Origin of the sequence: Bradyrhizobium sp. WD16, assembly GCF_024181725.1 — a bacterium.
In the GTDB taxonomy this organism is placed as follows: Bacteria; Pseudomonadota; Alphaproteobacteria; order Rhizobiales; family Xanthobacteraceae; genus Bradyrhizobium_A.
Genome location: NZ_CP028908.1, coordinates 3,260,234 through 3,286,386, shown reverse-complemented (window position 1 = coordinate 3,286,386; position 26,153 = coordinate 3,260,234). Strand labels below are relative to the sequence as shown.

General features: G+C 66.4%; 25 protein-coding genes. 4 read left to right on the top strand and 21 right to left on the bottom strand.

The features are described from left to right. Positions 1-29: 29 nt before the first annotated feature. The 3 genes from DB459_RS15170 to DB459_RS15160 all read right to left on the bottom strand — a co-directional run bounded on the left by DB459_RS15170 (position 30) and on the right by DB459_RS15160 (position 2,763). Complete coding sequence (locus tag DB459_RS15170) at positions 30-722, bottom strand: amino acid ABC transporter permease (protein ID WP_253706089.1); 693 nt, start codon at positions 720-722, stop codon at positions 30-32. 254 nt (positions 723-976) lie between these two features. Next, a complete protein-coding gene (locus DB459_RS15165; protein ID WP_253706088.1) occupies positions 977-1,813 on the bottom strand; it encodes an ABC transporter substrate-binding protein in 837 nt (278 codons plus the stop codon). Positions 1,814-2,115: 302 nt separating this feature from the next. Further along, positions 2,116-2,763, bottom strand: coding sequence for a GntR family transcriptional regulator (locus tag DB459_RS15160; RefSeq protein ID WP_253713580.1), 648 nt, complete (start codon positions 2,761-2,763; stop codon positions 2,116-2,118). Positions 2,764-2,858: 95 nt separating this feature from the next. Here DB459_RS15160 and DB459_RS15155 point away from each other — a divergent pair, with 95 nt between their 5' ends. After that, positions 2,859-3,569: a GntR family transcriptional regulator gene (locus tag DB459_RS15155; RefSeq protein ID WP_371926986.1), complete on the top strand. Its 711-nt coding sequence runs from the start codon at positions 2,859-2,861 to the stop codon at positions 3,567-3,569. A gap of 24 nt (positions 3,570-3,593) precedes the next feature. Here the strand turns inward: DB459_RS15155 and DB459_RS15150 are convergent, their stop codons facing one another. The 4 genes from DB459_RS15150 to DB459_RS15135 form a co-directional block, all read right to left on the bottom strand. Further along, the gene (locus tag DB459_RS15150; protein WP_253706087.1) at positions 3,594-4,283 is read right to left on the bottom strand and encodes an NUDIX hydrolase; all 690 of its coding nucleotides are present in this window, start codon (positions 4,281-4,283) and stop codon (positions 3,594-3,596) included. A gap of 68 nt (positions 4,284-4,351) precedes the next feature. Beyond that, positions 4,352-5,422: an ABC transporter substrate-binding protein gene (locus DB459_RS15145; RefSeq protein WP_253706086.1), complete on the bottom strand. Its 1,071-nt coding sequence runs from the start codon at positions 5,420-5,422 to the stop codon at positions 4,352-4,354. 49 nt (positions 5,423-5,471) lie between these two features. After that, positions 5,472-6,257 carry an ABC transporter permease gene (locus DB459_RS15140; RefSeq protein WP_253706085.1) on the bottom strand — a complete coding sequence of 262 codons (786 nt, stop codon included), beginning with the start codon at positions 6,255-6,257 and terminating at the stop codon, positions 5,472-5,474. A gap of 54 nt (positions 6,258-6,311) precedes the next feature. Continuing rightward, on the bottom strand, positions 6,312-7,112 hold the full coding sequence (locus DB459_RS15135; RefSeq protein WP_253706084.1) for an ABC transporter ATP-binding protein: 801 nt from the start codon (positions 7,110-7,112) through the stop codon (positions 6,312-6,314). Positions 7,113-7,291: 179 nt separating this feature from the next. Here DB459_RS15135 and DB459_RS15130 point away from each other — a divergent pair, with 179 nt between their 5' ends. Beyond that, the gene (locus tag DB459_RS15130; RefSeq protein ID WP_253706083.1) at positions 7,292-8,086 is read left to right on the top strand and encodes an ATP-binding cassette domain-containing protein; all 795 of its coding nucleotides are present in this window, start codon (positions 7,292-7,294) and stop codon (positions 8,084-8,086) included. Further along, positions 8,083-9,630 (top strand): ABC transporter permease/substrate-binding protein, encoded by a 1,548-nt coding sequence (locus DB459_RS15125; RefSeq protein ID WP_253706082.1) that lies wholly within the window; start codon positions 8,083-8,085, stop codon positions 9,628-9,630. The genes DB459_RS15130 and DB459_RS15125 overlap by 4 nt, the downstream gene beginning before the upstream one ends. 205 nt (positions 9,631-9,835) lie before the next feature. Here the strand turns inward: DB459_RS15125 and ilvC are convergent, their stop codons facing one another. From ilvC to miaA, 6 genes are all read right to left on the bottom strand, one after another. Then, positions 9,836-10,855: a ketol-acid reductoisomerase gene (ilvC, locus tag DB459_RS15120; RefSeq protein ID WP_253706081.1), complete on the bottom strand. Its 1,020-nt coding sequence runs from the start codon at positions 10,853-10,855 to the stop codon at positions 9,836-9,838. A gap of 178 nt (positions 10,856-11,033) precedes the next feature. Continuing rightward, positions 11,034-11,636 carry a LysE family translocator gene (locus tag DB459_RS15115; protein ID WP_253706080.1) on the bottom strand — a complete coding sequence of 201 codons (603 nt, stop codon included), beginning with the start codon at positions 11,634-11,636 and terminating at the stop codon, positions 11,034-11,036. 22 nt (positions 11,637-11,658) lie between these two features. Continuing rightward, entirely contained in the window at positions 11,659-12,201 is a 543-nt protein-coding gene (gene ilvN, locus DB459_RS15110; RefSeq protein ID WP_253706079.1) for an acetolactate synthase small subunit, read from the bottom strand. 167 nt (positions 12,202-12,368) lie between these two features. Beyond that, positions 12,369-14,147, bottom strand: a complete 1,779-nt coding sequence (locus DB459_RS15105; protein WP_253706078.1) for an acetolactate synthase 3 large subunit — start codon at positions 14,145-14,147, stop codon at positions 12,369-12,371. A gap of 280 nt (positions 14,148-14,427) precedes the next feature. Then, complete coding sequence (locus DB459_RS15100; RefSeq protein ID WP_253706077.1) at positions 14,428-14,835, bottom strand: hypothetical protein; 408 nt, start codon at positions 14,833-14,835, stop codon at positions 14,428-14,430. Positions 14,836-14,887: 52 nt separating this feature from the next. Beyond that, positions 14,888-15,799, bottom strand: coding sequence for a tRNA (adenosine(37)-N6)-dimethylallyltransferase MiaA (miaA, locus tag DB459_RS15095; protein ID WP_253706076.1), 912 nt, complete (start codon positions 15,797-15,799; stop codon positions 14,888-14,890). 78 nt (positions 15,800-15,877) lie between these two features. Between miaA and serB the strand changes: the two genes are divergently transcribed. Further along, positions 15,878-16,771 (top strand): phosphoserine phosphatase SerB, encoded by an 894-nt coding sequence (gene serB, locus DB459_RS15090; protein WP_253706075.1) that lies wholly within the window; start codon positions 15,878-15,880, stop codon positions 16,769-16,771. Between the two features lie 385 nt (positions 16,772-17,156). On the opposite strand, the gene DB459_RS15085 is transcribed toward serB, so the two are convergent. The 8 genes from DB459_RS15085 to DB459_RS15050 all read right to left on the bottom strand — a co-directional run bounded on the left by DB459_RS15085 (position 17,157) and on the right by DB459_RS15050 (position 26,150). Then, positions 17,157-18,590 carry a Do family serine endopeptidase gene (locus DB459_RS15085; RefSeq protein ID WP_253713578.1) on the bottom strand — a complete coding sequence of 478 codons (1,434 nt, stop codon included), beginning with the start codon at positions 18,588-18,590 and terminating at the stop codon, positions 17,157-17,159. Positions 18,591-19,003: 413 nt separating this feature from the next. Further along, a complete protein-coding gene (locus DB459_RS15080) occupies positions 19,004-19,204 on the bottom strand; it encodes a DUF2065 domain-containing protein (RefSeq protein WP_253706074.1) in 201 nt (66 codons plus the stop codon). 218 nt (positions 19,205-19,422) lie between these two features. Continuing rightward, positions 19,423-20,352 (bottom strand): protease modulator HflC, encoded by a 930-nt coding sequence (hflC, locus tag DB459_RS15075; RefSeq protein WP_253706073.1) that lies wholly within the window; start codon positions 20,350-20,352, stop codon positions 19,423-19,425. Beyond that, a complete protein-coding gene (hflK, locus tag DB459_RS15070) occupies positions 20,349-21,488 on the bottom strand; it encodes an FtsH protease activity modulator HflK (protein WP_253706072.1) in 1,140 nt (379 codons plus the stop codon). The genes hflC and hflK overlap by 4 nt, the downstream gene beginning before the upstream one ends. A gap of 267 nt (positions 21,489-21,755) precedes the next feature. Further along, positions 21,756-22,298, bottom strand: a complete 543-nt coding sequence (locus DB459_RS15065; protein ID WP_253706071.1) for a dihydrofolate reductase — start codon at positions 22,296-22,298, stop codon at positions 21,756-21,758. Beyond that, entirely contained in the window at positions 22,295-23,089 is a 795-nt protein-coding gene (locus DB459_RS15060; RefSeq protein ID WP_253706070.1) for a thymidylate synthase, read from the bottom strand. The genes DB459_RS15065 and DB459_RS15060 overlap by 4 nt, the downstream gene beginning before the upstream one ends. A 305-nt stretch (positions 23,090-23,394) precedes the next feature. Then, positions 23,395-24,363, bottom strand: a complete 969-nt coding sequence (locus DB459_RS15055; protein WP_253713577.1) for a tripartite tricarboxylate transporter substrate-binding protein — start codon at positions 24,361-24,363, stop codon at positions 23,395-23,397. Between the two features lie 221 nt (positions 24,364-24,584). Then, positions 24,585-26,150 carry a tripartite tricarboxylate transporter permease gene (locus DB459_RS15050; RefSeq protein WP_253706069.1) on the bottom strand — a complete coding sequence of 522 codons (1,566 nt, stop codon included), beginning with the start codon at positions 26,148-26,150 and terminating at the stop codon, positions 24,585-24,587. Positions 26,151-26,153: the final 3 nt, after the last annotated feature.

Here is a 26,153-nt window from a genome sequence, read left to right as displayed (position 1 = left end):
TTCGTTCCTTATCGGGCTTTGCTGATGGGTCAACGCCGGTCGGCAGCCGCGATTTCGGCGCCGGACCGGCCGAAATGCCGCTCGATGCGGCGCTGGACGAGGTCCCACAGCGTGGTGAGCAGCAGGTAGTAGATCGCTGCGACGGCAAACAGTTCGAGCACCATGAAGCGCTCCTGGATCAGCACCTGGGTGCGACGCAGAAGCTCCTCCATGGAGATGACCGAGGTCACCGACGTCGTCTTGAGCAGGCCGTTCACGGAGTTGCCGAGCGGCGGGATGATGACCTTGAACGCCTGCGGCATGACGATGTGGCGCATGATCTGGCGCTCGCTCATGCCGAGCGCGCGCGCCGCGCGAACCTGGCCTTCGGGCACGGCCTCGATGCCGGCGCGGATGATCTCGGCAAGGTAGGCGGCCTCGTTGAGCGACAACCCCAGCAGCGCGGCCTCGACCACCGAAAAGCGGATGCCGAGCTGCGGCAGCGCCGTGTAGATCACGATGAGCTGGACGAGCAGCGGCGTGCCCCGGAACAGCCAGATATAGAACTTGGCGGCGGCCTGGACCGGCCGCAGCGGTGCGCGTCGCATCAAGGCGAGGACGAAGCCCAGGGCGAAGCCGCACACCAGCGACACCGCGGTCAGCAGAACCGTGGTGAGAACGCCGCCGAGGATGAAAGGATTGAATAGATACCCGAAGAAGCCGGGCCAGTTCCAATGCGCCATGGTCGAAAGGTCCAGACGGCCGAGAGATCCGGAATGAGACGATCGTCGCGCCTGTCGGGCGCGCCTAAACCAACGTTAGAACCAAAGGGACAGCAGCATCATCATGATTCCGGTGCGGTTTTGGATCTGACGCTCGTTCGAAAAACTCGCTGCAATACTGAAACGAGCGTCAGATCCACCACTCGAGTGTCCCGATGTCTCCGAATGACCGTGCGAGGGTGAGGCAAACGAAGCGGTAATTCGGAGACAGGACACTAGCGGTTCGGCCCCTTCACCGCATAGTCGCCGGCGATCACCGGCAGTCCGTAGGAATCGAACAGCTTCTTCAACGACCCGTCCGCCTTCATCTCCTTGAACACGGCCGAGACGGCATCCGCCAGAACCGGGCTCTTGAACGCCACCGAGACCGGTGCGGGATAGAGGCCGCTGATCGCCCATTTGAAGTCGCCGCGTCCGTCGTATTCCTTGGCGACCGCGTCGATCGACACCACGCCCTGAACCTGGCCGGCGCGCAGCGCCTGGAAGGCCAGCGCGAAGTTGTCGAAGGTGCGGATGGTCAGGCCGGCCTTGCCGGCCTCGCGCAGCTCCTTGTCGAGCAGCCTCGTCTTGCTCTCCTCGAAACCGCCGAGCTCGACGCCGATCGACAGGCCGGCCAGGTCATCCCTGCTCGCGATCTTCAGCGGCGAGCCGCGCTCGACGGAGACACTGATCGCCTGATTTTCGTAAGGGATCATCTGCATCGTCTTCGCCCGCTCCTCGGTGAAGAAGATGCCGGTATTGATCATGTCCCAGCGGCCGGACTGCAGCCCGGGAATCATCGCCGAAAATTCGATCCGGATATATTCCGGCTCCAGACACAGGCGGCGCGCAATCTCGGTGCCGAGCTCGATGCGCATCCCCTTCAACGCGCCGCTGGACTCGACGAATTGCAGCGGCGGCAGCGTCGGGTTGACCGACATCACCAGCTTGCCGGGCTTGATCAGCTCGGCGGCCGGCACCTTCGGCTGGCACGACTGGGCGAATGCGGCACTCCCGCCGGCGGCCAGCGCCGCCAGCCCGGCCAGCGACATCGTCAGATAGCGAAAGAGCATGAGACCCCCTGCGTTCGGTAATCGGTCGATCAGTCGAAATGTCGTTGCATTCGATTGGTATACCACTATGATACACAACGCTTGCAGGGCTGGCAAGCCAGTGTGGCTTATGTCTCGCAATTGCCTACGAGAGGGTTGCCGCGAAGGCGGTAGGCAATTGCGAGACGCCACACTAGTCCGCAGCGTTTTCCATCGGAGCTGAAAGGCCCCGGTCGGCTGTGCCGGAGAATTTCGCCGCCGGTCGCGCCGCGGCGGCAGCGGCACCCCAGCGAGCGAGGCGACGAAGCGTGACAGGGACGGGATCAGTAGTTCTGCAGGACGCCTTCGCGCACCAGCGCGAGATGCCGCGCCATCGCCGCACTCGCCGCCTCGGGCGCGACGCGGTCGAGAGCCTCGAGGATGGCCCGATGCTCGGCGACGCCCGGCTTGATCCGGCGGACACGCATCTGCCGCTCGAACATCGTCGTATAGCGGCGCATCTCCGCCACGGCCCGCGCGATGAAGGGATTGCCGGAGGCGGCGGCGATCGTGTTGTGAAGCAGGTCGTCGAACGACCAGACCAGCTCGGGATCTGGATCCGGATCGGCGTCGAGACCTGCGAGCTGCGCCCCGATCTCGGCCAGGACCTGCCGGCCGATCGCGCCGCAGGCGAGCGCCGCCGCCGCCGGCTCGAGCAGCACCCTGACATCGAGGCTGTTGAGATAATCCTGCAGCGTGACGACGCGGACCGTCAGCACCCCTTCGCGGTCACGCACCAGCAAGCCCTGTCCTTCGAGACGGCCGAGCGCATCGCGCAAGGGCGACCGCGATACGCCAAGTCGCGCCGCAAGGCGCCGCTCCTGAACGATGGTTCCGCCGGGAAGACGCGTGCTGACGACGTCGGCCAGCAGCTGGCGATAGGTATCCTCGGCGAGGCTCGTGGTCGATTTCGGTTCGGCGGTTTTGCTGATCAAGAATACGCGTCCCTGGTGTGGCGCTCCACCTGCGTCTGGCGCATGATAAGGATCAGCCGATGACCGTCTACCGCCGACCCGAGACCACAACCGTGAATGACATTGCCGCTCCGCCCGAGTCAATCGAGCGCATCGAGATGGCCGGCGAGGGCCACAGCCTGTCGATGCTGACCTATCGCGCGGTATCGGACATGATCCGCCACCGCCGGCTGCGCGGTGGCGACGTCATCGTCGAGGCTCGTCTCGCCGACACCCTCGGCATCTCGCGCACGCCCCTGCGCGAAGCCTTGCAGCGCCTCGAAGGCGAAGGCCTGGTGCGCAAGGGAGATGGTCGCAATTACGTGGTTCGTCGCGTCGACATCGGCGAATATCTGCAGAGTCTGCGGCTGCGGCAGCTCATCGAGCCCGATGCTGCCGTTGCCGGCATCGGCACCATTCCCCGACGACGGATGATCGAGGTGCGGCGCGAGATCGCCGACCTGATGGGCGCGACCGCCTATCACACCGATATGCACTGGGTATCCGACGACAATCTGCACAACCTGATCATCGACCATTGCGGCAACGAAGTGATGGCGCAGGTCCTGCGAAACCTGCGAGTGACCACCCGCCTGTTCGAAATCGACCGGTTGAAGGAGCGACTGCAGCCCGATTCCACCGAGCACCTCCAGATCATCGAAGCGCTCGAATCGGGCGATGCGGCGCGAACGCGCACCGCGGTCCACGATCACATCGAGAGCCTGATCGGCTTCGCCCGCCAGCACCTGCTGCAGCCGCACGGCGCAGCGTCCTCCACCACTTGAGAACCGCGGGGGACGGCAGCCCGCTCAAGCTGCCAGCATCGCCTCGATATACGCCCTGATGAACGACGGCATCGCGGCGGACAGGTCGCGCCGGGCGCGGACCAGATGAACGCCGGCGAGTTCCGGCTCCGCCTGAGCGGCGAGGTTGTCGAGAATTCGCCGGCGCAGTTCGGCTCCGGGCACGTGCGCATCGAGCGGCTGCATCAGCGCGATATACTGCTCGATCTGCACCGTGTGCCAGCGCGACGCGGCGCGATAATCGCCGGGGGTCAATCCGGTCTCCTCGGCGAGCTCACGGGCGACGCTGCCGGCCATGTCCACCTCGGCGCCGCGCAAGTCACTGGGGTCGGGGGTGCCGGACGCGAAATAGATCCGGCCGGCATTGGCCGTCTGCTGGGCCATCTCGCCCAGCACGAAGACGCCGTCGCTGCCGCGCAGCGCGCCCATGCCGAAGCCGTTGAACACCGCCCGGTCCGGCCAGCCCCAGTCGCGAGACGCCAGGAACGTGGCATAGTCGGTTTCGAAATAGCGGGCGTGAAACACCCCGTCCTGATGTCGCGGCTCACGCAGCAGCAGCACCCGGCCATTGAACAGCGCCGGCTTCTCGGCCTTCAGATCGGCGAAATGCTTCAGGATGTCGGCGCGCCGCTCCATCGCAAAGGGCCAGTCCCAGGACTCGAACGACAATGCGAGGCTGCCGACCTCCCGGATCACTGGATTAGACGACGACGGACCCGACGTGGCCGGCGTGGACTTGGATAAATTGGAGCCGGACAAAATGACTACTGCCCTCCTGCTTTGGCGACGAAGCCGCCGTCGAATGTCCTGGATAGATCGACCTTGGCGTCCTTGAGTTCAGGATCGAAGCGCAGCAGCATATCGAGCGCATTGGCCATGCCGGCCGGCGGGATCACCCCGGTCCTGGAATACATCGGCGCGGAGGCCTTGACGGAGGCAAGATAGAGCGCGCGATCGCCCAGATAATATTCCTCGGGCACGATCCTGGCGATGTCTTCGGGGCTCGCCGTCCTCAGCCATACCAGCGACTTGTAAAAGGCATTGACGACGTGCTGGGTCGTCACCGGATATTTCCGGACGAAGTCCCGCTTGAGATAGACCACCGCCGCCGGATTGTTGCCGCCGAACAGCTTCATGTTGCCTTCCTCGGTGCGGGTATCGGCCAGCACCGCGATGTCGCCGTCCTGCTCGAGCTTGGTCATCACCGGGTCGAGATTGGAAATGGCGTCGAGATCGCCTTTCTTCATGGCGGCGACCGCGCTGAGGCCGGCGCCGACGCCGATGATGGCGACATCGTCCGGCTTCAATCCCTCGCGGGCGATCAGCGCATTGACGAAGAAATTGGTCGATGAGCCCGGCGCGGTGACGCCGATCTTCATGCCCTTGAGATCCTTGAACGACCTGACCTGCGCCGCCTTGTCCTTGCGGACCCCGAGAACGATGCCGGGGAAGCGGCCGAGCTCGATCACCGCGACGATGTCCTGCCCCTTGGCCTGCATGCGGATGGTGTGCTCATAGGCGCCGGTGACGACATCCGCCGAGCCTCCGATCAGCGACTGCAGCGCCTTGGCGCCGCCGCCGAAATCGGTGATCGTGACGTTAAGCCCTTCCTGCTTGAAATAGCCGAGCCGCTCGGTAAGCGTCAGCGGCAGGTAGTACAGCAGGTTCTTGCCGCCGACGCCGAGGACGAGATCCGGCTTTTCCACGGCTTGGGCGCAGGCCTGCGACGCCCACCCCGGCCCCCCCAGTCCGATGGCGAGCGCCGCGACGGCGGCGAGGCGCTTGAGAGCGATCAATCTGCGCGTGGTCAACGACACGGTCATGGTCCTCGTCATGATCTTGGGCTCCACCCTGATTGTTCTGCTTGAATTGATTGTCGATCCGTCACGTCCGTTCGCCAGCCGCCGGCCGCCATACCAGCAGGCGCCGTTCGATCCGGCTGACCACCATGTCGATGATCACGACGAAGACGGCAAGCACGATCATGCCGGCGAAGACCCCGGCGACGTCGAATACCCCCTCCGCCTGCTGGATCAGGTAGCCGAGGCCGGCCGAAGCGCCGAGATATTCGCCGACGACCGCGCCGACCACGGCAAATCCCACTGCGGTATGCAGCGAGGAGAACATCCAGGACAGCGCCGATGGCCAGTAGACATGGCGCAGGAGCTGGCGCTCGCTCATGCCGAGCATGCGGGCGTTGTCGACCAGTGTCGTGCTCGCTTCCTTGACGCCCTGGTAGACGTTGAAGAACACCACGAAGAACACCAGGGTGATGCCGAGCGCCACCTTCGACCAGATGCCTAGTCCGAGCCACAGCGCGAAGATCGGCGCCAGCACCACGCGGGGCAGCGCGTTCATCATCTTGACGTAGGGGTCGAACACCGCAGCAACGGACTGCTGGCGGGCGAACCAGAAGCCGATCAGGGTCCCGGCGAGCGCGCCGATGACGAAGGCGAGCATGGACTCGATCAGCGTCACCACGAGATGGCGCCAGATCGTGCCCTCGGCGACCCACTTGACGATGCGCGTCCAGACCGCGCCCGGCGTCGAGAAGAAGAACGGCGGCAACACCGTGACGCCGAAGATCGGCACCGTGGTGAGGATCTGCCACAGCGCGATCGCCACCACCGCGACCAGGGCCTGGAGCAGGAACAGCACCGCGCGGTTCATGGCCGAGGCCTCGCGACCGACATCGGCAGCGGCACGGTGCGCGGACGGGCGAGGTCAGGCTGCATAGCTCTTCACCACTTCGGCACGCAGCACGCCCCAGATCTCGCGATGCAGCTCGTGGAACTCCTTTGACAGCCGGATCTCGAAAATGTCGCGGGGCCGCGGCAGGCTCACCCGCCAGTCGCCGATGATGTGGGAGCCGGGACCGGCGGACATGATCACGACCCGGTCGGCGAGCGCGATCGCCTCCTCGAGGTCGTGGGTGACGAACAGCACCGCCTTGCGCGCCGCGCTCCACAGGTCGAGCAGCAGGTTGCCCATGATCTGCCGGGTCTGGGCATCGAGCGGACCGAACGGCTCGTCCATCAGCAGGATCTGCGGATCGCGGATCAGGACCTGGGCAAGGCCGACCCGCTTGCGCTGGCCGCCGGACAGCATGTGCGGATAGCGGTTTGCGAAGGCGCCGAGCCCCACCTTGTCGAGCCAGCGCTGCGCCTCCTCCCGCGTCCTGGCGCGCTGCCGGCCCTCGATTTCGCGGCCGATCGCGACATTCTCGATCGCGGTCTTCCATGGGAACAGCGCATCGGCCTGAAACAGATAGCCGGCCTGCCGGTTCAGGCCGCGCAGCGGCTCACCGAAGATCTCGATGCTGCCGGACGCCGGCCGCAGCAAGCCCGCGGCGACGTTGAGCAGGGTCGATTTCCCGCAGCCCGTTGGGCCGACAATGGCGACGAATTCGCCCGGCGCAACCGCGAGACTGGCCTGCGCGACCGCCGTATAGGCGCGGCGCGCGGCGAGGCGGAATGCCACCGTCGCATCCTTCAGCGCGACGGCCGCCGCGGTTCCGTCCTGCACCACATTTTGCTCCCTGGCTGATCTTGGCGATCCTGGACCGATCTTTGGACGAGCCCGCGGCAGCGGGCTCGGTTTTGGGCCGGCAAAATCGGACGGACCGCGCCAAGATGCAAGGGGGGCCTGCGGATGGCGCCCTGCCGAGCTTGGTGCCGCGAGCCCGCTGTGGCAGCATCTCCGCCATGATTGCCGCCGTCCCCGCCGTAGCCTTCGACGCCGTCTCCAAGCGCTACGGCACCGCTGCCGCCAAGGCCGTGGACGCGGTGACGCTCAACATCGCCGCGGGCGAGTTCGTCGCCGTCGTCGGCGCCTCCGGCTCGGGCAAATCGACGCTGCTGCGCTTCGTCAATCGCCTGCTCGATCCCGACCAGGGAGAGGTCCGGATCCACGGCGAGAACACCCTTTCGATGGACAAGATCGCGCTGCGGCGCCACATCGGCTATGTCTTCCAGAGCGGCGGGTTGTTTCCGCACCTCTCCGTCGCCGCCAATATCGGCATCACGCCGCGCCTCGCCGGCGGCGATCCGGCGGCGATCGCGGCACGGGTCGACGACCTGCTCGATCTCGTCCGTCTCGACCGCAACTATCGCGATCACCTGCCGGAGCATCTGTCGGGCGGCCAGCGCCAGCGCGTCGGCGTCGCCCGCGCCCTCGCCGCCCGCCCCGACATCGTTCTGATGGACGAACCGTTCGGCGCCCTCGATCCGCTCACCCGCGACGCCCTCGGCTCCGACTATCTGGCGCTGCATCGCCGACTAGAGCTCACCACGGTGATGATCACCCACGACATGGCCGAGGCCGTCCTGCTCGCCGACCGCATCGCCGTGATGCGCGAGGGCCGGCTTGTCGCCGTCGGGACGGCGCGCGAACTCGCCGCCAGCAGCGATGCCGGTGTCCTGGCGCTGCTGCGCACCCCACGCCGCCAGGCCGCGCGGCTGCAGGATCTGATGCCGCCGCTGCCCGGCGAGGCATCATGACCATCGATCCCCGCTGGCACGAGGCGCTCGGCCATCTGCCCGACTATCTCGGCAACCATGTCCGTGTCAGTCTTGCCGCGCTGGCGCTCGGGCTTGTCGTCGCCCTCCCCCTTGGGCTCATCGTGCGGCGCCGGCCGCTGCTCCGCGGCGCGTTGCTCGGCTTTGCCGGCGTGGTTCAGACGGTGCCGGGCCTTGCGCTGCTCGCCCTGTTCTTTCCCTTGCTGCTGGCGCTTTCGGCGGTTTCGCAGCGCTGGTTCGGCATCGGGTTCTCCGGCTTCGGCTTCCTGCCGTCGGTGCTGGCGCTCGCGCTCTACAGCCTGCTGCCGGTGCTGCGCAACACCATCACCGGACTGGACGGCATCGATCCGGTGCTGCGCCAAGCGGCGGACGCGGTCGGCATGACCGAGCGCCAGGCGCTGTGGATGATTGAATTGCCGCTGGCCCTGCCGGTGATCATGGCCGGCATCCGCACCGCGGCGGTGTGGGTGATCGGCACCGCGACATTGTCGACACCGATCGGCCAGACCAGCCTCGGCAACTACATCTTCGCCGGGCTGCAGACGCAGAACTGGATCTTCGTCGTCGTCGGCTGCACCGCGGCAGCGCTGCTGGCGCTTGCTGTCGATCAGGTGCTGGCGCTGATGGAGGCCGGCGTTCAGCGCCGCAGCCGCGGCCGTATTGCCCTCGCCGCCTGCGGGCTTCTCGCCCTGGCCGCGGCGACCCTCGCCCCGGGGCTTGGCCGCGCTTCGGCGACTTACGTCATCGGCGCCAAGACCTTCACCGAGCAATATGTGCTGGCGGCCCTGATGACCCAGCGCCTGGAGGCCGAGGGACTTTCTGCCCGCAGCCGCCAGGGATTGGGCTCCAGCGTCGCCTTCGAAGCGCTCGCCAGCGGCAGCATCGATGCCTATGTCGATTATTCCGGCACCTTGTGGGCCAACCAGCTCCACCGCACCGATCTGCCGCCGCTCGGCCAGCTGCAGGACAGCCTGCGCAGCGAGCTGGCACGCCGGCGCATTACCCTATTCGGGCCCCTCGGCTTCGAGAATGCCTATGCCCTGGTGATGCCGCGTGCGCGCGCCGCCGCGCTCGGCCTCCACAGCATCGCCGATCTCGCCGACAAGGCCGGCCGCCTGACCATCGCCGGGGATTACGAGTTCTTCTCGCGGCCCGAATGGGCGACGCTGCGGCAAGCCTACGGGCTTTCCTTCCGCGGCCAGCGCCAGATGCAGCCCGACTTCATGTATGCGGCGCTCAAGGCCGGCGAGGTCGATGTCATCGCCGGCTATACCAGCGACGGCCAGATCGCCCGCGACGATCTCGTCGCGCTCGACGATCCCGCACACGCGATTCCGCCCTATGACGCGGTGCTGCTGCTGGCGCCGCACCGCGCCGACGACGCCCGGCTCAAGGCGGCGCTGACGCCGCTGATCGGCAGGCTCGACGTGGCGCATATGCGCGAGGCGAACCTGCGCGCGGCGACCAGCGGCGCCTCGCCCGCCGAGGTGGCGCGCTGGCTATGGCAGGCGACCGGGAAGCGCTAACCCGCGCAGCGAGGCGATCCAGGCGGCGAACATGTCTTCGAAACGCTCGCCAATGTCGTTGCCGGTCGCAAGGTCGACGGTAGAAGATGCCGGCACAGTCCCGGCGGCGGAGCTGTCCGCCGATACGAAAAGGGCCCGCTTGCGGCGGGCCCTTTGATGCTTGCGCGATCGCAGTGTCGAGCGATCCCGTCTGTTCCGGTCGCGCTCAGTTCTTGCTCTTGTCGACCAGCGCGCCCTTCCTGATCCACGGCATCATCTCGCGGAGCTTGGCGCCGACCGCCTCGATCGGATGCTGGGCGAGCTTGGCGCGGGTCGCCTTGAACGAGGTCTGGTTGACCTTGTTCTCGAGCATCCAGTTGCGGGTGAAGATGCCGTTCTGGATGTCGGCGAGGACGCGCTTCATCTCAGCCTTGGTCTCCGCCGTCACGATGCGCGGTCCGGTGACGTATTCGCCGTATTCGGCTGTGTTGGAGATCGAGTAGTTCATGTTGGCGATGCCGCCTTCATAGATCAGGTCGACGATCAGCTTCACTTCGTGCAGGCACTCGAAATACGCCATCTCCGGCGCGTAGCCGGCTTCGACCAGGGTTTCGAAACCACCCTTGATCAGCTCGACGAGGCCGCCGCAGAGCACCACCTGCTCGCCGAACAGGTCGGTCTCGCATTCCTCGCGGAACGAGGTCTCGATGATGCCGGCGCGGCCGCCGCCGATCGCCGACGCATAGGAGAGGCCGAGATCATGGGCATTGCCCGAGGCGTCCTTGTGGATCGCGATCAGGCAGGGCACGCCGCCGCCACGCTGGTATTCCGAACGCACGGTGTGGCCCGGGCCCTTCGGCGCCACCATCAGGACGTCGAGGTCTTCGCGCGGCTCGATCAGGTTGAAGTGGACGTTGAGGCCGTGAGCGAACAGCAGCGCGGCGCCCTTCTTCAGGTTGTCGTGCAGGTGATCGCGATAGATGTCGGCCTGCAGTTCGTCCGGGGTCAGCATCATGACGACGTCGGCCCACTTCGCGGCCTCGGTGACCTCGAGCACCTTGAACCCGGCGGCCTCGGCCTTCTTCGCCGACGCCGAGCCCTTGCGAAGCGCGATCGCCACGTCCTTGACGCCGGAGTCCTTCAGGTTGAGCGCGTGGGCATGGCCCTGGCTGCCATAGCCGACGACGGCGACTTTCTTGCCCTTGATCAGATTGATGTCGGCGTCGCGGTCGTAATAAACACGCATGGTCGTTCCTCTCGTCTGGCGGGCATGATTGCCCGCATCACCATGATTTCGGATGAAGGAGGCCCCCTGCCTGGCAGGGGCCCGGTCGAATTGCCGCCGTTGTGTAGGGCGGCCAAGGCGGCGAGACAAGCCCGAAAGCCGGCCCCGACCGCCCGATTCTGCATGCCATTTGGTCCATTTATGCCCCCGCCAGCACCGGCCAGAGCGAGGCGAGCAGCAGGGCCGCCATGGCGAGATTGAAGATCCGCAGGGCGCGCGGCGATCGCACCACGGCCTGCAGTGCGGTGCCGAAGACCACCCAGGTCATCGACGAGGTCAGTCCGATGGCCAGCAGGAGGGCGGAGAGCGCCACCATGTTCCAGGGATAGGGCGCGATCGCCGCATAGGCGGTCACCGTGCCGATGGCGATGACCCAGCCCTTGACGTTGATCCACTGGAACAGCGCCGCGCCGAAGAAGGTCAGCGGCCGGCCGCCCTTGTCCCCGGTGGCCGCGGAGGGCTGCGCAAGGGCGAGCGCCAGCGCCAGGTACACGAGATAGGCGGCGCCGGCATATTTGAGCACCGTCTGCAGCAGCGGCAGCGCCTCGAACACCGCGCCGAGGCCGATGCCGACGATGGCGACCAGCACCGAGAACCCGATGGTGACGCCGGCGACATGAGGCAGCGTGCGCCGGAACCCGAAATTCAGGCCCGAAGCCATCAGCATCACGTTGTTCGGCCCCGGCGTATAGAGCGCCGCGACCGCAAAGCCGACAAAGCCGAGCAACAGTTCGTACGACATCGCCTGCCCCACGCTGAACCAGTCACATCGCTTCCGGACCGCGGGTGATGGCGGCGACGCCGGTGCGCGCCACGTCGACGAGACCGAGCGGCTTCATCAGATCGATGAACTGGTCGATCTTGCCGGTCGCGCCGGTGATCTCGAACACGAAGCTCTCGGTGGAGGCATCGATCACGCGAGCGCGGAACGCTTCGGCGAGACGCAGGCATTCCACCCGCGGCTCGCCCGTGCCGCGCACCTTGACCATGGCGAGCTCGCGCTCGATGGCGTTGCCGGCCAGCGTCATGTCGACGACGTTGTAGACCGGGATCATGCGGTCGAGCTGATGCTTGATCTGCTGGATCACCTGCGGCGTCCCGGTGGTGACGATGGTGATGCGGGAGACGTGCTTCTGGTGCTCGGTCTCCGACACCGTGAGGCTTTCGATGTTGTAGCCGCGGCCCGAAAACAGGCCGATGACCCGCGCGAGCACGCCAGGTTCGTTGGCGACGAGCACCGACAGCGTATGGGTCTCGTTGGGGTCCTTGCGGTCCTCGAGGAAGTAGGCGGAAGCGGGCTGGTTCATGGCGTGGGTCTCGATGTGAAACGCGCAGTGGTTCAGTCTTTCTCGTCATGCCCGGCCTTGGTCGGGCATCCACGTCTTAACAAGCCGTGCACGGAGAAGGACGTGGGTGGCCGGGACAAGCCCGCCGATGACGAATGAAAGCGAGGAAGCACCTCATGACAGTCTCCTCACACCAGCGCCTTGCCGCCGGCGAAGGCCCTGGCGGTGGCCTCGTCGTTGGCTTCCGCCGGCAGCAGCATCTCGTTGTGGGCCTTGCCCGACGGGATCATCGGGAAGCAATTTTCCAGCGCGGCGACGCGACAGTCGAACAGCACCGGCCGCTTGACGCGGATCATCTCCTCGATGGCGCCGTCGAGATCGCCGGGTTTGGTCACCTGCATGCCGACGCCGCCATAGGCATCCGCCAGCTTGACGAAATCCGGCAGCGCCTCCGAATAGGAATGCGACAGGCGGTTGCCGTGGAGCAGCTGCTGCCACTGGCGCACCATGCCCATGTACTGGTTGTTGAGGATGAAGATCTTGATCGGCAGTTCGTACTGCACCGCCGTCGATATCTCCTGCATCGTCATCTGCACCGAGGCATCGCCGGCGATGTCGATAACGAGGCTGTCGGGATGGGCGACCTGGACGCCCAGCGCTGCCGGCAGGCCATAGCCCATGGTGCCGAGGCCGCCGGAGGTCATCCAGCGATGCGGCTCCTCGAAGCCGTAGAACTGCGCCGCCCACATCTGATGCTGGCCCACCTCGGTGGTGATGTAGGTATCGCGGCCGCGGGTCAGGGCGTAAAGCCGCTGAATGGCGTATTGCGGCAGGATGATCTCGTCGTTCTTCTTGTAGGCGAGCGAATTGCGCGCCCGCCAGGTCGCGATCTGCTTCCACCAGGCGGCGACATCCGGCGCCTTGGCCTCCGCCTTGAACACCTGCAGCAGGTCGCCGAGCACGCTGGCGACATCGCCGATGATCGGCACGTCGACCCGGATGTTCTTGTTGATCGACGACGGGTCGATGTCGATATGGATCTTCTTGGAGCCGGGCGAGAAGGCGTCGGTGCGGCCGGTAATGCGGTCGTCGAAGCGCGCACCGATGCACAGCATGACGTCGCAGTCATGCATCGCCATGTTGGCCTCGTAGGTGCCGTGCATGCCGAGCATGCCCAGCCAGTTCTTGCCCGATGCCGGATAGGCGCCAAGGCCCATCAGCGTCGAGGTGATGGGAACCCCGGCGACCTCGACGAGCTCGCGCAGCAGCCGCGCGGCCTCGGGGCCGGAATTGATGACGCCGCCGCCGGAATAGATCACCGGCCGCCTGGCACCGGCCAGCAGCGCCACCGCCTTCCGGATCTGCTGCGTGTCGCCTTTGAGCCGCGGATTGTAGGAGACGTGGACGTCGGATTTACACGGCGGCGTATAGGTCCCCATCGCGAACTGGACGTCCTTGGGCACATCGACCACGACCGGGCCGGGCCGGCCGGAGGTGGCGACGTAGAAGGCTTCGTGCAGCACGCGCGGCAGGTCCTCGATCCGCCGCACCAGCCAGTTGTGCTTGGTGCAGGGCCGCGTGATGCCGACGGTGTCGCATTCCTGGAAGGCGTCGTTGCCGATCAGATGCGTCGGCACCTGGCCGGTGATGCAGACCAGCGGAATGGAATCCATCAGCGCATCGGCGAGCGGCGTCACCATGTTGGTGGCGCCGGGGCCCGAGGTGACCAGCACGACGCCGGGCAGGCCAGTGGAGCGGGCATAGCCCTCGGCGGCATGGCCGGCGCCCTGCTCATGGCGCACCAGGATGTGCTCGACGTCGCTCTGCTGGAAGATCTCGTCGTAGATCGGAAGCACGGCGCCGCCCGGATAGCCGAAGATGTGCTTGACCCCGTGATCGATGAGTGCGCGAACGATCATCGCGGCGCCGGTCATCTGATTGGGATCGTGGCTCGTCTGCTCGCTCATGGTTCCGCTCCGGATTCCGTCTGCCGTCGCCGGCAAGGTCTTTCTGTTTCGCGTCAGCCGTCTTGGTGGTCGGGTCTTCGGTGATCTCGGTCTCGTGTTCGGACAATAAAAAAGGGCCTCTGAAGGGCCCTCGCACACCGCCAGTCAGCGCAGGTGGCCTCAGCCACCCCCGGCGATGTGCCTGGGGACGATAAGTACCACAAGGTGGGTAATTTTATTGCGCATACTTCGCCCATACTTCTGTAAACTTGCGCGGGTTATAGCCCCGACCCGGCGGATGTCAAGCTTTACCGCCTTGGATTAAGCTTACTCCCGGATTTGCAGTTCGGCGAGGCCGAAAATAGCGACCCCGCCAAGCGGTTTTGGATCTGACGCTCGGCCCGGGCGTCGCCCCCGGCTTCGTCGCGAGACCCTTGGCCCCGGTGAGGGTGATCATCTGACGCCAGGTCTGGACGCTTTTGCCCTTGGGCACAGCCTCGCGAATGTAGAAGTCCTCCTTCACCTTTTCCGATGCCGGCACGAACCCCTTCGGCAGATTGACGACGACAAGCTGGCCGAAGATCGGCGAGATCGTCCTGAACGAACCGTCGTCGCCGCCGGCCGTTGCGCAGCCGCCATCCGCAGCAGACACGACAGCGGCACATGCCGGCGCGATCGCCGTCCGACTGCCGTGGCGGAAGATGCTCATGACGCCCCTCCTTGAGGCCGCCATTCAATCCGAGCGGGCGCTGCGCAGCAACTCAGGGAAGATTCAAGCGTGATTCAATCATGGCGAGAACTTCTCGCCCGTCGTCCGGGGATACCCAGAGGAATTCGTCGAGCTGGTGCCGGAACCAGGTGAACTGCCGCTTGGCGTAATGACGGGTGTCGAGTTGGCCGATGCGGATCGCCTCCTCGCGGCTGATCTCGCCGTCGAGATGACGGATCAGGGCCGGCACGCCATGCGCCTTCATCGCCGGCAGCAGCGGATCGAGCCGCCGCGCCGCCAGGGCCGCGACCTCCTCGAGCGCACCGCTGTCCATCATCGCGACGAAGCGCGCATCGATCCGGGCGTAGAGCGCCGCACGCTCAGGCGCCAGAAACACCGCCACGGTGCCCTCCGGTGGCAACAGCGGCGGCAGCTCCTCGCGATGCCAGTCGGCCAGCGGCCGTCCGGTCGCCTCGATGACCTCGAGGGCCCGCGCGATGCGGACGCGGTCGCGCGGCTTGAGCCGCCCCGCACCGGCTTCGTCGCGGCGGGCGAGTTCGCGATGAAGAGCCTCGGGACCGTCACGCTCCAGACGGCCGCGGATGGCTTCACGGATTTCGGCGGGAATCGGCGGAACCGCCGACAGGCCGCGCGTCAGCGCCTTAAAATAGAGCCCGGAGCCGCCGGTGAAGATCGGCACCCGCCCCTCGGCACGGGCGTCTTCGAGAACACTCGCCGCGTCTGCCAGCCACATGCCCGCCGAATAATTCACCGCCGCATCGACATGCCCGTAGAGCCGGTGCGGCACGGCCGCCTCTTCCGCCGCCGTCGGGCGGGCAGTGAGCACGCGCAGGTCGCGGTAAACCTGCATGGAATCGGCATTGATCACGGTGCCGCCGACGGCGCCGGCGAGGTCAAGCGCCAGGGCCGACTTGCCGCTGGCGGTCGGCCCTGCGATAAGCACGGCCTTGCCGCGTCTTCTGTCTGCTTCTCCACTCACGTCGCGCGCCGCTGGCCCCTCGTTCGAAACGTCCGGTTCATCATGTCCCTCGTCGCCACGCTGATCTGCAATCCCGACATTCCGGCACTCGATTCCACCGCGCTGGAGGCCGCCACGACGCTGCTGCCCTCGGCTCAGAATCCGGTCTGGCTGCACGAGGAAGTCGCCGCCGACATCGCCTTTTCCAGCGACGAACCCGTCCGGGCCATCGCCGACCGCCTGCGCGCGGCACGCGGCGACCGCCCCATCGATGTCGTCGTGCAACCGATCGCGACACGGCGCAAGAAACTTTTTCTGGCCGACATGGATTCGACCATGATCGGCCAGGAATGTATCGACGAACTCGCCGCTTTCGCCGGGCTCAAAGCCCATGTCGCCGCCATCACCGAACGCGCCATGCGCGGCGAGATCGCATTCGAACCGGCGCTGCGCGAGCGCGTCGCCCTGCTCAAGGGCCTGCCGGTGGGCGTGGTCGGCGAAGTGCTGGAGAAGCACATCACCCTGACCCCCGGCGGCACCGCGGTGGTGCGCACCATGCGCGCCCACGGCGCCTACACCTGCCTGGTGTCGGGCGGCTTCACGTTGTTCACCGAAGCCGTCGCCGCCAAGATCGGCTTTCAGGAGAACCGGGCCAATCGCCTGATCGTCGAGGACGGCGCCTTCGCCGGCACTGTCGAGGAACCGATCCTCGGGCGGGACGCCAAGCTCGCAACGCTGCAGGAACTGCGCGAAAGCTTCGACCTCGACACCACGGACACCCTGGTGGTCGGCGATGGCGCCAACGACCTCGGAATGATCGAGGCGGCCGGTCTCGGCGTGGCCTATCATGCCAAGCCCAAGGTGGCGGCCGCGGCCGGTGCGCGCATCGATCATGGCGATCTCACCGCCCTGCTCTACGCCCAGGGGTTCAAGCGCAGTGAGTTCGTGACCGGCTGACGGCGAGGTCCTCGCCGTTCCGCGCTTTTGGATGATGCAGCCAAGATAAATCGCGGAAAGGCGCGGTGGGGGCGGAACGATTGATCCCGCGATGATTTGAATTTCAGCAAAGCCGCGTTCGCATGAACCGGCGGTCGTCCGCGGAGGGCGCGGACATCTCGCGACCCTGCAGAGCGCCGCGGCCAAGGCGGCAGACCTGCTCAAGATCTCATGCCAGCCGGCAGACGCGCTGACGCCGCCACCGCCGCATGCATCACGGTTTCAACGTCGATCACATGATCCGGCGCATGCTGTCGATGGCCCGATATTGATCCCGGAAATAACAACGGCCTGCGCGGGAGCCCCGCGCAGGCCGTTTTCGTTGGAATGAGCGGCGGCGCGTTTCTTACTGCAGGCTCAGCGCCACGAAGCGCAGTTCGCCGTCGGCATTGGCGACCAGCAGCAGCACCGACTTCTTGCCGTCCTTCTTGAGCTGCTCGATGCGCTTCTTGACGTCGATACCGTTGATCACCGCCTCCTGCGCCACCTCGACGATAACGTCGCCGGTGGACAGTCGCTTGTCGGAGGCGTCGGAGCCGCTGTCGACGCCGGTGATAAGCACGCCCTTGACGCTGTCCTTGATCTTGTACTTGGAGCGCAGGTCCTTGCTCAGCGCCGCAAGATCGAGACCAAGCGCCTTCTGGGTCACCGGCTTGTCGGCTTCGGGCGACGAGCTCTTGGCCGCGGCCTGGATCGGCTTCTCGTCGTCCTGCAGACGGCCGAGGGTGACCTGCCTGGTCTCCTCCTTGCCCTTGCGGATCACCACCACGTCGACGGCCTTGCCGACCGCGGTGTCGGCCACCGCGCGCGGCAGGTCTTTCATCTCCTTGATGTCCTTGCCGTCGAACTTGACGACGACGTCGCCCGGCTCGATGCCCGCGGGCTTGGCCGGCCCCTTGTCGTCGACGCCGGCGATCAGCGCGCCGCGCGCCGGCTTGATGTTCAAGCTCTCGGCGATCTCGTCGGTGACCTGCTGGATACGCACGCCGAGCCAGCCGCGCCGGGTCTCGCCATACTGGCGCAGCTGCGCCACCACGCCGGCCACGGTCTTCGAAGGCACGGCAAAGCCGATGCCGATCGAGCCGCCCGAGGGCGAGATGATCGCGGTGTTGACGCCGATGACCTCGCCTTCGAGGTTGAACAGCGGACCGCCGGAATTGCCGCGATTGATGGCCGCATCGGTCTGGATGTAGTTGTCGTAGGGGCCCGAATTGATGTCGCGGTTGCGGGCCGAGACGATGCCGGCGGTGACCGTGCCGCCGAGCGAGAACGGGTTGCCGATCGCCACCACCCATTCGCCGAGCCGCAGCCTGTCGGAATCGCCGAACTTCACCGCCGTGAGCGGCTTATCCGACTTGAACTTGAGCACCGCCAGATCGGTCTTCTTGTCGCGGCCCATGACCTCGGCACGGTACTTCGAGCCGTCGTTGAGGATGACGTTGATTTCGTCGGCGTCGGCGATGACGTGATTGTTGGTGACCACGATGCCTGACGGATCGATGATGAAGCCGGAGCCGAGCGAATTCACCTTGCGCGGCTGCGACCCGCCCTTGTCGGCATTGCGGTCGCCGCCGCGGCCGCGGCGGTTCTTGAAGAAGTCCTCGAAGAAATCCTCGAAGGGCGAACCGGGGGGCAGCTGCGGCATCGCCTGGGCGCCCTCGCGGCCGTCCACCGTCTGCGAGGTGGAGATATTGACCACCGCCTCGATCACCTTCTCGGCAACGTCGGCGATCGCCTCGGGACCCCGCGCCGAGGCTGGCGACGCCATCAGCATGGCCATCAGGCCTGCGCCGGCGATGGCACGGACCAGCCCTCGCGCCGAGACCCCGCGACGGACGGTGGGGGCGGCGCGGCAGGCGGTCAATGCGGAGATTGCGTCGGTCATTGGGTGGTCGACTCCTGGAAAACGGGTCCTGGTAAAACGGGTCCTGGTAAAACGGAGATCTGGCGCCAGGCCATCTGAGACTGCGCCGGCCGCGCTGCTGGCGCAAGCACCTCGCGCGAGCCGACGCCTCGGCGCCGATCAAGGCCCGGATTGCGGCGGAATACAGGCCTGGCCAGCGGCTAGTGTCCTGTCTCCGAATTACCGCTTCATTTGCCTCACCCTCGCACGGTAATTCGGAGACGGGACACTAGAATGCCATGCCGGAGCGGCGGTTCAACCGTCAATCAGTCAGGCGCAACCGATCGCGCTCAGCGCCGGATCAACCAGATCAGGATCAGCCCGATCACCGCCGATCCGATGCCGGCGGCGCGCATGATGTTGTCCGGGGTGACGAGCGCGCTGCGCATCGCCTGGCGCATCCAGTTCGGAGCGGCCGCGAACAGCAGGCCTTCGATCACCAGGAGCACGCCGATGCCGATGAGGAAATCCGCGAACCCGATCGACCTCATCGCCACCTGTTCCCCGCCCCTTAGGTTTCGTTCGAGCCGCCCGCAGCCGGGCGGCTCGCTAGTGTCCCGTTTCCAACAGGCGCTCATACGAACATTGGAAACCAAGGGACACTAGCATCAATCTGATTCTAGTGCGGTTTTGGATCTGACGGGCGTACGCGCGTCAGATCCACCGCGCTGGTGCCGGCGATGCCGGCTTTCCTTGCGGTCTTGAGACGCTATTGCTGTGTAGCCGAACCGCCCGCCGGCTGGCCAGGGGCTGGTGCCGGCTTCGCCGTCGCGCCGGCAGCGCTGCCGAAATAGCGGAAGAAATCCGAATCCGGCCGCAGCAGGAAACGGGTATCGGCCGCCTTCAGGCCGGTCTCGTAGGCCGACATGGAACGGTAGAAGGCGAAGAAGTCCTTATCCTTGTTGTAGGCCTCGGCGAAGATACGGTTGCGCTCGCCGTCGCCCTCGCCGCGGGTCTGCTCGGCCTGGGAGTTGGCCTCGGCGATGATCACGGTGGCCTGGCGGTCGGCGGTGGAGCGGATCTCCTGAGCCTTCTGGCCGCCCTGGGCGCGGAACTCGGCGGCCTCGCGCTGACGTTCGGTCTGCATGCGCTGGTAGACCGCCTGGCTGTTCTGCTCGGGCAGATCGGCGCGGCGGATACGGACGTCGACCACCGAAATACCGTAGATGTCGGACTCGCGGTCGAGCTGCTCGCGGATCCGCCGCATCAAGGCTTCGCGCTCGTCGCGCACCACCTGGATGAAGGTGGCCTCGCCGAGCACCCGGCGGAGCGCCGAGTTGAGCAACGTCGTCAGCTGCAGATTGGCCGCCTGGATCGAGCCGACGCGCTGATAGAACCGCAGCGCGTCCTTGATGCTGTAACGGGCGAAGGCGTCCACCACCAGACGCTTCTGGTCGGAGGCAATCACTTCCTGGGACGGATTCTCGAGGTCGAGGATCCGCTTGTCGATGCTGATCACAGCGTCGACGAACGGCGCCTTGAAGTTCAGCCCCGGTTCGGTGACGACACGGACCGGCTCGCCGAAGCGCACCACCAGGGCCTGTTCGGTCTGGCGGACGGTGAAGGCGGAGGAATAGACGACGATGATGACGGCGAGCAGCACCAGCAGCGCGACGACGCCCGAAACGCTGGATCTCATCGGTTGCTCCCACTGGTATTCGATTGCGCCGGCGCCTGGGCCGGCGGTGGCCGCCGCGCCAGCTCCGACAACGGCAGATAGGGGACGACGCCTGGGCCACCGGCGCCCGGATCGATCACCACCTTGTCGGCGGCGCCGAGCACGCGCTCCATGGTCTCGAGATAAATGCGCTGGCGGGTAACGTCCGGCGCCTTCTTGTATTCGTCATAGACCTTGAGGAACCGCGCGGTCTGGCCCTTGGCCTCGGCGACCGCCTGCTCCTTGTAGCCCTGGGCCACCTGGAGGATCTGGGCGGCGCGGCCGCGGGCGTCGGGAACGACGCGGTTGGCGTAGGTCTGGGCTTCGTTCTGCAGGCGCTCGAGATCGGCGCGGGCCGCCTGAACGTCGCGGAAGGAATCGATCACCTGCGCCGGCGGATCGACCTTCTGCATCTGCACCTGCTGCACCAGGATGCCGGACTTGTAGGTATCCAGCGTCTTCTGCATCAGCTCCTGCACCGCCGCCTCGGTCGGTGCGCGCGCACCGGTCAGGATCGGCTGGATGTTGGTGCGGCCGATCACCTCACGCATGGCGCTCTCCGCCACCGCCTTCACCGTGCCTTCCGGGTTCTGGATGTTGAACAGGTAGTCGCCGACCCCATCGGGCTTGATGCGCCAGAGCACCGTGAAATCGACGTCGACGATATTCTCGTCGCCGGTCAGCATCAGGCTCTCTTCCGGCACGTCGCGGAAGCCGCCGCCGCGCCGCGCCTCGTCGTAGCGCATGCCGATGCTCAGCGTCGAGACGCGCAGCGCCTTGGGCAGCAGCACCGTCTCGATCGGATAAGGCAGGTGATAATTCAGGCCGGGCTGGACGGTGCGCACGTGCTTGCCGAAACGCAGCACCACGCCGAGTTCTTCAGACTGCACCCGGAAGAACCCCGACAGGCCCCAGACCGCGAGTACGGCGACGACCAGGAGCGCGATCCCCATGGTCGAGAAGTGGCCGCCGGGCAGCAGCGACTGCAGACGGTCCTGGCCGCGCCGCAGAATGTCCTCGAGATCCGGCGGACGCGGTCCCGACGACTGCGGTCCCGAGCCCCAGGGCCCCTTCGGACCCGGGCCCCACGGACCGCCACCCTGGTTCTTCCACGACATCAAACTCTCCCTGGCGCGGCTTCACTGGCCGACCGGCGAGGGCGGCAGCGGGACCGGCGCGATCCGGTGGGCTTTATAGGGGACGCCCGGCACCCTTACAACGCGACTGGCGCCGCGACAGAAGGCCGGGTCGACCATCAACTAACGAGGTTAATCGGGCGCCATGACGGCGCCATGGAGGCGCATTTAGGAGGGGGATGTGCGCCGGCGCAGCGGGACACGGTGTCACAGGCGCTTTTGGCTCGTCACCGAGCGGGAGCGCGACGCTCAAGCGCGGGGCTGCCGCCGCCGGTAGCTGACATAGCTGAAATCGCAACTGTCGTCGGTGCCGGCCTTGTGATCGGTCCGGCCGACCTCGAGCCATAGCGCGGTGTCGAGCGCCGGCATCACGGTGTCGCCTTCGGGACGGGCATGGACCTCAGTGATCTCGAGCCGGTCGGCCCGCGCCATCCATTGGGCGAAGATGTCGGCGCCGCCGATCACGGCGATCTCGCGTGCCCCCCGGCGCCAAGCGTCGCCGCAGCCGATGTCATAGGCGGAATCGAGCGAGGGCGCGGTCACCACCCTGGCAACCTGAAACGCCGGATCACGCGTCACCACGATGTTGGTGCGGCCGGGCAGCGGCCGTCCGATCGAGGCGAAGGTCTTGCGACCCATCACCACCGGCTTGCCGAAGGTCAGCGCCTTGAAATGCTGCAGATCGGATTTGAGCCGCCACGGCATGGTGCCGTCGCGGCCGATAACGCCGTTCTGCGCCACCGCCACGACGAAGACGATAGCAGGCGTATAGCGCTCGGCGGCCGCCGTCACACCGCGACCTCGGCCTTGATGTGCGGATGCGGATCGTAGCCTTCGAGGGTGAAGTCCTCGTAGCGGAAGGTGAAGATGTCGGCGACCTTCGGATTGAGCTTCATGGTCGGCAGCGGCTTCGGCGTACGCGTGAGCTGCAGCCGCGCCTGCTCCAGATGGTTGGCGTAGAGATGGGCGTCACCGAAGGAATGGATGAACTCGCCCGGCGCGAGCCCGGTGACCTGGGCCATCATCATGGTCAGGAGCGCATAGGAGGCAATGTTGAACGGCACGCCGAGGAAGACGTCCGCCGAGCGCTGGTATAGCTGACACGACAGCCGGCCGCGGGCCACATAGAACTGGAACAGGCAGTGGCAAGGCGGCAGCGCCATCTTGTCGACGTCGGCGGGATTCCAGGCACTGACGATCAGCCGCCGGGAGTCCGGCGACTTGCGGATCATCTCCACGACGTTGCTGATCTGATCGATGGTCCGGCCGTCGGGCGCCTGCCACGAGCGCCACTGCCGGCCGTAGACCGGGCCGAGATCGCCGTTGGCGTCGGCCCACTCGTCCCAGATGCCGACATTGTGCTGGTGAAGATAGGCGATGTTGGTGTCACCGGCCAGAAACCAGAGCAGCTCGTGAATGATCGCTTTCAGCGGCAGCCGCTTGGTCGTCACCATCGGAAAGCCGGCGGCGAGGTCGAACCGGATCTGGTGGCCGAAGATCGACTGCGTCCCGGTTCCGGTGCGGTCGCCCTTCTGGACGCCGTCGGCGAGAATGCGTTCGAGCAGGTCGTGGTACTGGTGCATGGCCCTTACGAGATGGCCTGAATGAAAGAAGGGCCTAAAGAGGCGGCCTGGATGTGGCGGCCTGGATGAGGGAACGGAAGGGAGCCGGCGCGGCGATTCGGCGCCGGCCCACCGCTGCCCCAAACATGGCCGCCGCGGCGCCAAAGGACAAGACCGCCGACGGACCGCCGCGGGCGTTATCCCGCCCCCGGCCCCGCCCTGTGGACAGTTCCGTCCCAGCCAGACACCCCACGACCGGCCGAGGGAGCCTGGAAAGGCGCCCGAGCTTCTGCCCGGGCGGTCCTGCGCCGCATGGCGCCGGCTCGCTACTGCGCCGGCTTGAGCACCGCGCTCCACTTGGCCACTTCGCTCTTCACCAGCTCGCGGAGCGAGTCCCGGGTGCGCCCTTCGGGCGGGGGAACGTCGCTGCCGAGGTCGAGCAGGCGCTTGCGCACATTCTCGTCGTCGAGCGCCTTGGCCGCAGCCGCGTTGAGCTTGTCGAGAATGGCGACCGGCGTGCCCTTGGGTGCGAAGATCGCGTTCCAGGCCGAGGCCTGATAGGCCGGCAGGCCAGCTTGCTTGGTGGTCGGCACGTCGGGCAGCGAGGCGTTGCGCGTCGGAGTTGCCACCGCATAGGCGCGGATGGTGCCGCCCTTGATCTGCGGCACCGCATTGACGATCTGGTCGCACATGTAATCGACCTGCTGCGCCACCAGCGCGTTCATCGCCGGCCCGGTGCCGTTGAAGGGCACGCCGATCGGCTTGACGCCGATCACCGAATTGAACAGTTCGCAGGCCGAATAGGACACCGAGCCGACACCGGCGTGGGCCATGTTCAGCTTGTCGGTGTTGGCCTTCACGTTGGCGATGAATTGCTGGAGATTCTCGGCCGGGAAGTCCTTGCGCGCCAGAATCAGGATCGGCGTGCCGGCGAGCAGCGCCACCGGCTCGAAATCGGTCTGCGGATTATAGGCGAGCTTCGGATAGAGCGGCACCGCGGCGGCGTGGGTGCCCATATGGCCGGTGATCAGGGTGTAGCCGTCCGGCGCGGCACGCGCCGCACGGGTCGAGCCGGTGGTGCCGCCGGCGCCGACCACGTTCTCGATCACGATGGTCTGGCCGAGGGTCTGCGACATGTGGCCGGCGACGATGCGCGCCACCACGTCGGTCGGCCCGCCGGCGGCGAACGGCACGATCATGGTGATCTGGCGCTCGGGATAATCGGCGGCGCCCGCCGCCGTGGCGCCGAGCGCCAGTGACAGCGGAGCAACGAGGCCAACGGCGAACCGAGCCATTCCGCCAGCCAGCTTCGAAACCAGAACCGCCGACAGCCGCGCGGTCAAAACCTTCATGGTGAGCCCCACTCCCGAAACGTGCCGCGTTGCCCGGCACCTCGGGATCGTGGGGTAGCAGAGTTCCGCAGCTTTGGAAGAGGCCAAACCGCCGCAGCCACGACCTCAAGGCGCGAGGGGCCGGCGGTGCGATCCGCCGGCCCCTCGCGCGAGATTCCCGAGATTCAGCTCTCGGATTCGACGAAGACCTCTTCGCGCTTGCGCCGCAGGACCGGCAGCACCGCGACGACCAGCAGCGCGACGGCGACCGCCATCAGCCCCGCCGACAACGGGCGCGTGAAGAACACCGTGGGATCGCCGCGCGAGATCAGCATGGCGCGCCGCAGGTTCTCCTCCATCAGCGGTCCCAGCACCATGCCGAGCAGCAGCGGCGCCGGCTCGAAGTCGTGCTTCACCAGCCAATAGCCGACGAGGCCGAACGCACCGGCGAGGACCACGTCCATCGGCTCGTTGTTGATCGAATAGATGCCGATGGCGCAGAAGATCACGATCGAGGGAAACATCAGGCGGTAGGGGACGCGCAACAGCCGCACCCAGATGCCCACCAGCGGCAGATTGATCACCAGGAGCATCAGGTTGCCGATCCACATCGAGGCGATCATGCCCCAGACCAGCTCGGGCTGCTTCTGCATCACCTGCGGTCCCGGCACGATGCCATGGATGGTCATGGCGCCGACCATCAACGCCATGACCGCATTGGGCGGAATGCCCAGCGTCAGCAGCGGGATGAAGGAGGTCTGTGCCGCGGCATTGTTGGCGCTCTCCGGCGCGGCGACCCCTTCGATGGCACCGCGGCCGAAGCGCGAAGGATTGCGCGAGATTTTCTTCTCGAAGGTGTAGGCGGCGAAGGAGGCGATCACCGCGCCGCCGCCCGGCAGAATGCCGAGGATGGAGCCGAGCACGGTGCCGCGCAGGATCGCCGGCATGGAGTCGCGCATGTCCTTGCGGGTCGGCATCAGCCCGGTGATGTGCTCCTGCACCAGACTGCGGTCCTCCTCGGCGCCATGGTCGAGGTTGCGGATGATCTCGGCGAAGCCGAACACGCCCATGGCCACGGTGGCGAAGCCGAGGCCATCGGCCAGTTGGGGAATGTTGAAGGCCATGCGCGAGACGCCGGTCTCGATGTCCGATCCGACCATCGACAGCAGCAGCCCGAGCACAATCACCGCGATCGCCTTGAGCACCGAGCCCTTGGCGAGCACCACGGCGAAGACGAGGCCGAGCACCATCAGCGAAAAATACTCCGCCGGGCCGAATGCCAGCGCCAGCCTGGTGAGCGGCGCTCCGAGCAGGGCGATCAGCACGGTGGCGATGCAGCCGGCGATGAACGAACCGATGGCGGCGATCGCCAGCGCCGGGCCGGCGCGGCCCTGCTTGGCCATCTGGAAGCCGTCGAGCGTCGTCACCACCGAGGTCGCCTCGCCCGGGATATTGACCAGGATCGAGGTGGTCGAGCCGCCATACTGGGCGCCATAGTAGATGCCGGCGAGCATGATCAGGGCGCCGACCGGCGGCAGGCCAAAAGTGATCGGCAGCAGCATCGCCACCGTGGCGATGGTGCCGATGCCGGGCAGCACGCCGACCAGGGTGCCGACCAGAGCGCCGATCAGGCAGAGCAGGATGTTGACCGGCACCGGAATGGAGACGCCGTGCAGGAAGGCCGGCGCCCACCAGACGAATTGGAAGACCGTCTGGAAGCCCAGACCGAGATTGGCGAAAACGTCCCCCATCAC

Coding starts and splice junctions, on each gene's coding strand:
- DB459_RS15115 (WP_253706080.1), bottom strand. CDS start 11,636: ATGTCGTACGAACTGTTGCTCGGCTTTGTCGGCTTTGCGGTCGCGGCG.
- serB (WP_253706075.1), top strand. CDS start 15,878: ATGTCCCTCGTCGCCACGCTGATCTGCAATCCCGACATTCCGGCACTC.
- DB459_RS15170 (WP_253706089.1), bottom strand. CDS start 722: ATGGCGCATTGGAACTGGCCCGGCTTCTTCGGGTATCTATTCAATCCT.
- DB459_RS15085 (WP_253713578.1), bottom strand. CDS start 18,590: ATGGCCATGCTGATGGCGTCGCCAGCCTCGGCGCGGGGTCCCGAGGCG.
- DB459_RS15130 (WP_253706083.1), top strand. CDS start 7,292: ATGATTGCCGCCGTCCCCGCCGTAGCCTTCGACGCCGTCTCCAAGCGC.
- ilvN (WP_253706079.1), bottom strand. CDS start 12,201: ATGAACCAGCCCGCTTCCGCCTACTTCCTCGAGGACCGCAAGGACCCC.
- DB459_RS15140 (WP_253706085.1), bottom strand. CDS start 6,257: ATGAACCGCGCGGTGCTGTTCCTGCTCCAGGCCCTGGTCGCGGTGGTG.
- hflC (WP_253706073.1), bottom strand. CDS start 20,352: ATGAGATCCAGCGTTTCGGGCGTCGTCGCGCTGCTGGTGCTGCTCGCC.
- ilvC (WP_253706081.1), bottom strand. CDS start 10,855: ATGCGTGTTTATTACGACCGCGACGCCGACATCAATCTGATCAAGGGC.
- DB459_RS15080 (WP_253706074.1), bottom strand. CDS start 19,204: ATGAGGTCGATCGGGTTCGCGGATTTCCTCATCGGCATCGGCGTGCTC.
- hflK (WP_253706072.1), bottom strand. CDS start 21,488: ATGTCGTGGAAGAACCAGGGTGGCGGTCCGTGGGGCCCGGGTCCGAAG.
- DB459_RS15050 (WP_253706069.1), bottom strand. CDS start 26,150: ATGGGGGACGTTTTCGCCAATCTCGGTCTGGGCTTCCAGACGGTCTTC.
- DB459_RS15145 (WP_253706086.1), bottom strand. CDS start 5,422: ATGACGAGGACCATGACCGTGTCGTTGACCACGCGCAGATTGATCGCT.
- DB459_RS15060 (WP_253706070.1), bottom strand. CDS start 23,089: ATGCACCAGTACCACGACCTGCTCGAACGCATTCTCGCCGACGGCGTC.
- DB459_RS15165 (WP_253706088.1), bottom strand. CDS start 1,813: ATGCTCTTTCGCTATCTGACGATGTCGCTGGCCGGGCTGGCGGCGCTG.
- DB459_RS15055 (WP_253713577.1), bottom strand. CDS start 24,363: ATGGCTCGGTTCGCCGTTGGCCTCGTTGCTCCGCTGTCACTGGCGCTC.
- DB459_RS15105 (WP_253706078.1), bottom strand. CDS start 14,147: ATGAGCGAGCAGACGAGCCACGATCCCAATCAGATGACCGGCGCCGCG.
- DB459_RS15125 (WP_253706082.1), top strand. CDS start 8,083: ATGACCATCGATCCCCGCTGGCACGAGGCGCTCGGCCATCTGCCCGAC.
- DB459_RS15100 (WP_253706077.1), bottom strand. CDS start 14,835: ATGAGCATCTTCCGCCACGGCAGTCGGACGGCGATCGCGCCGGCATGT.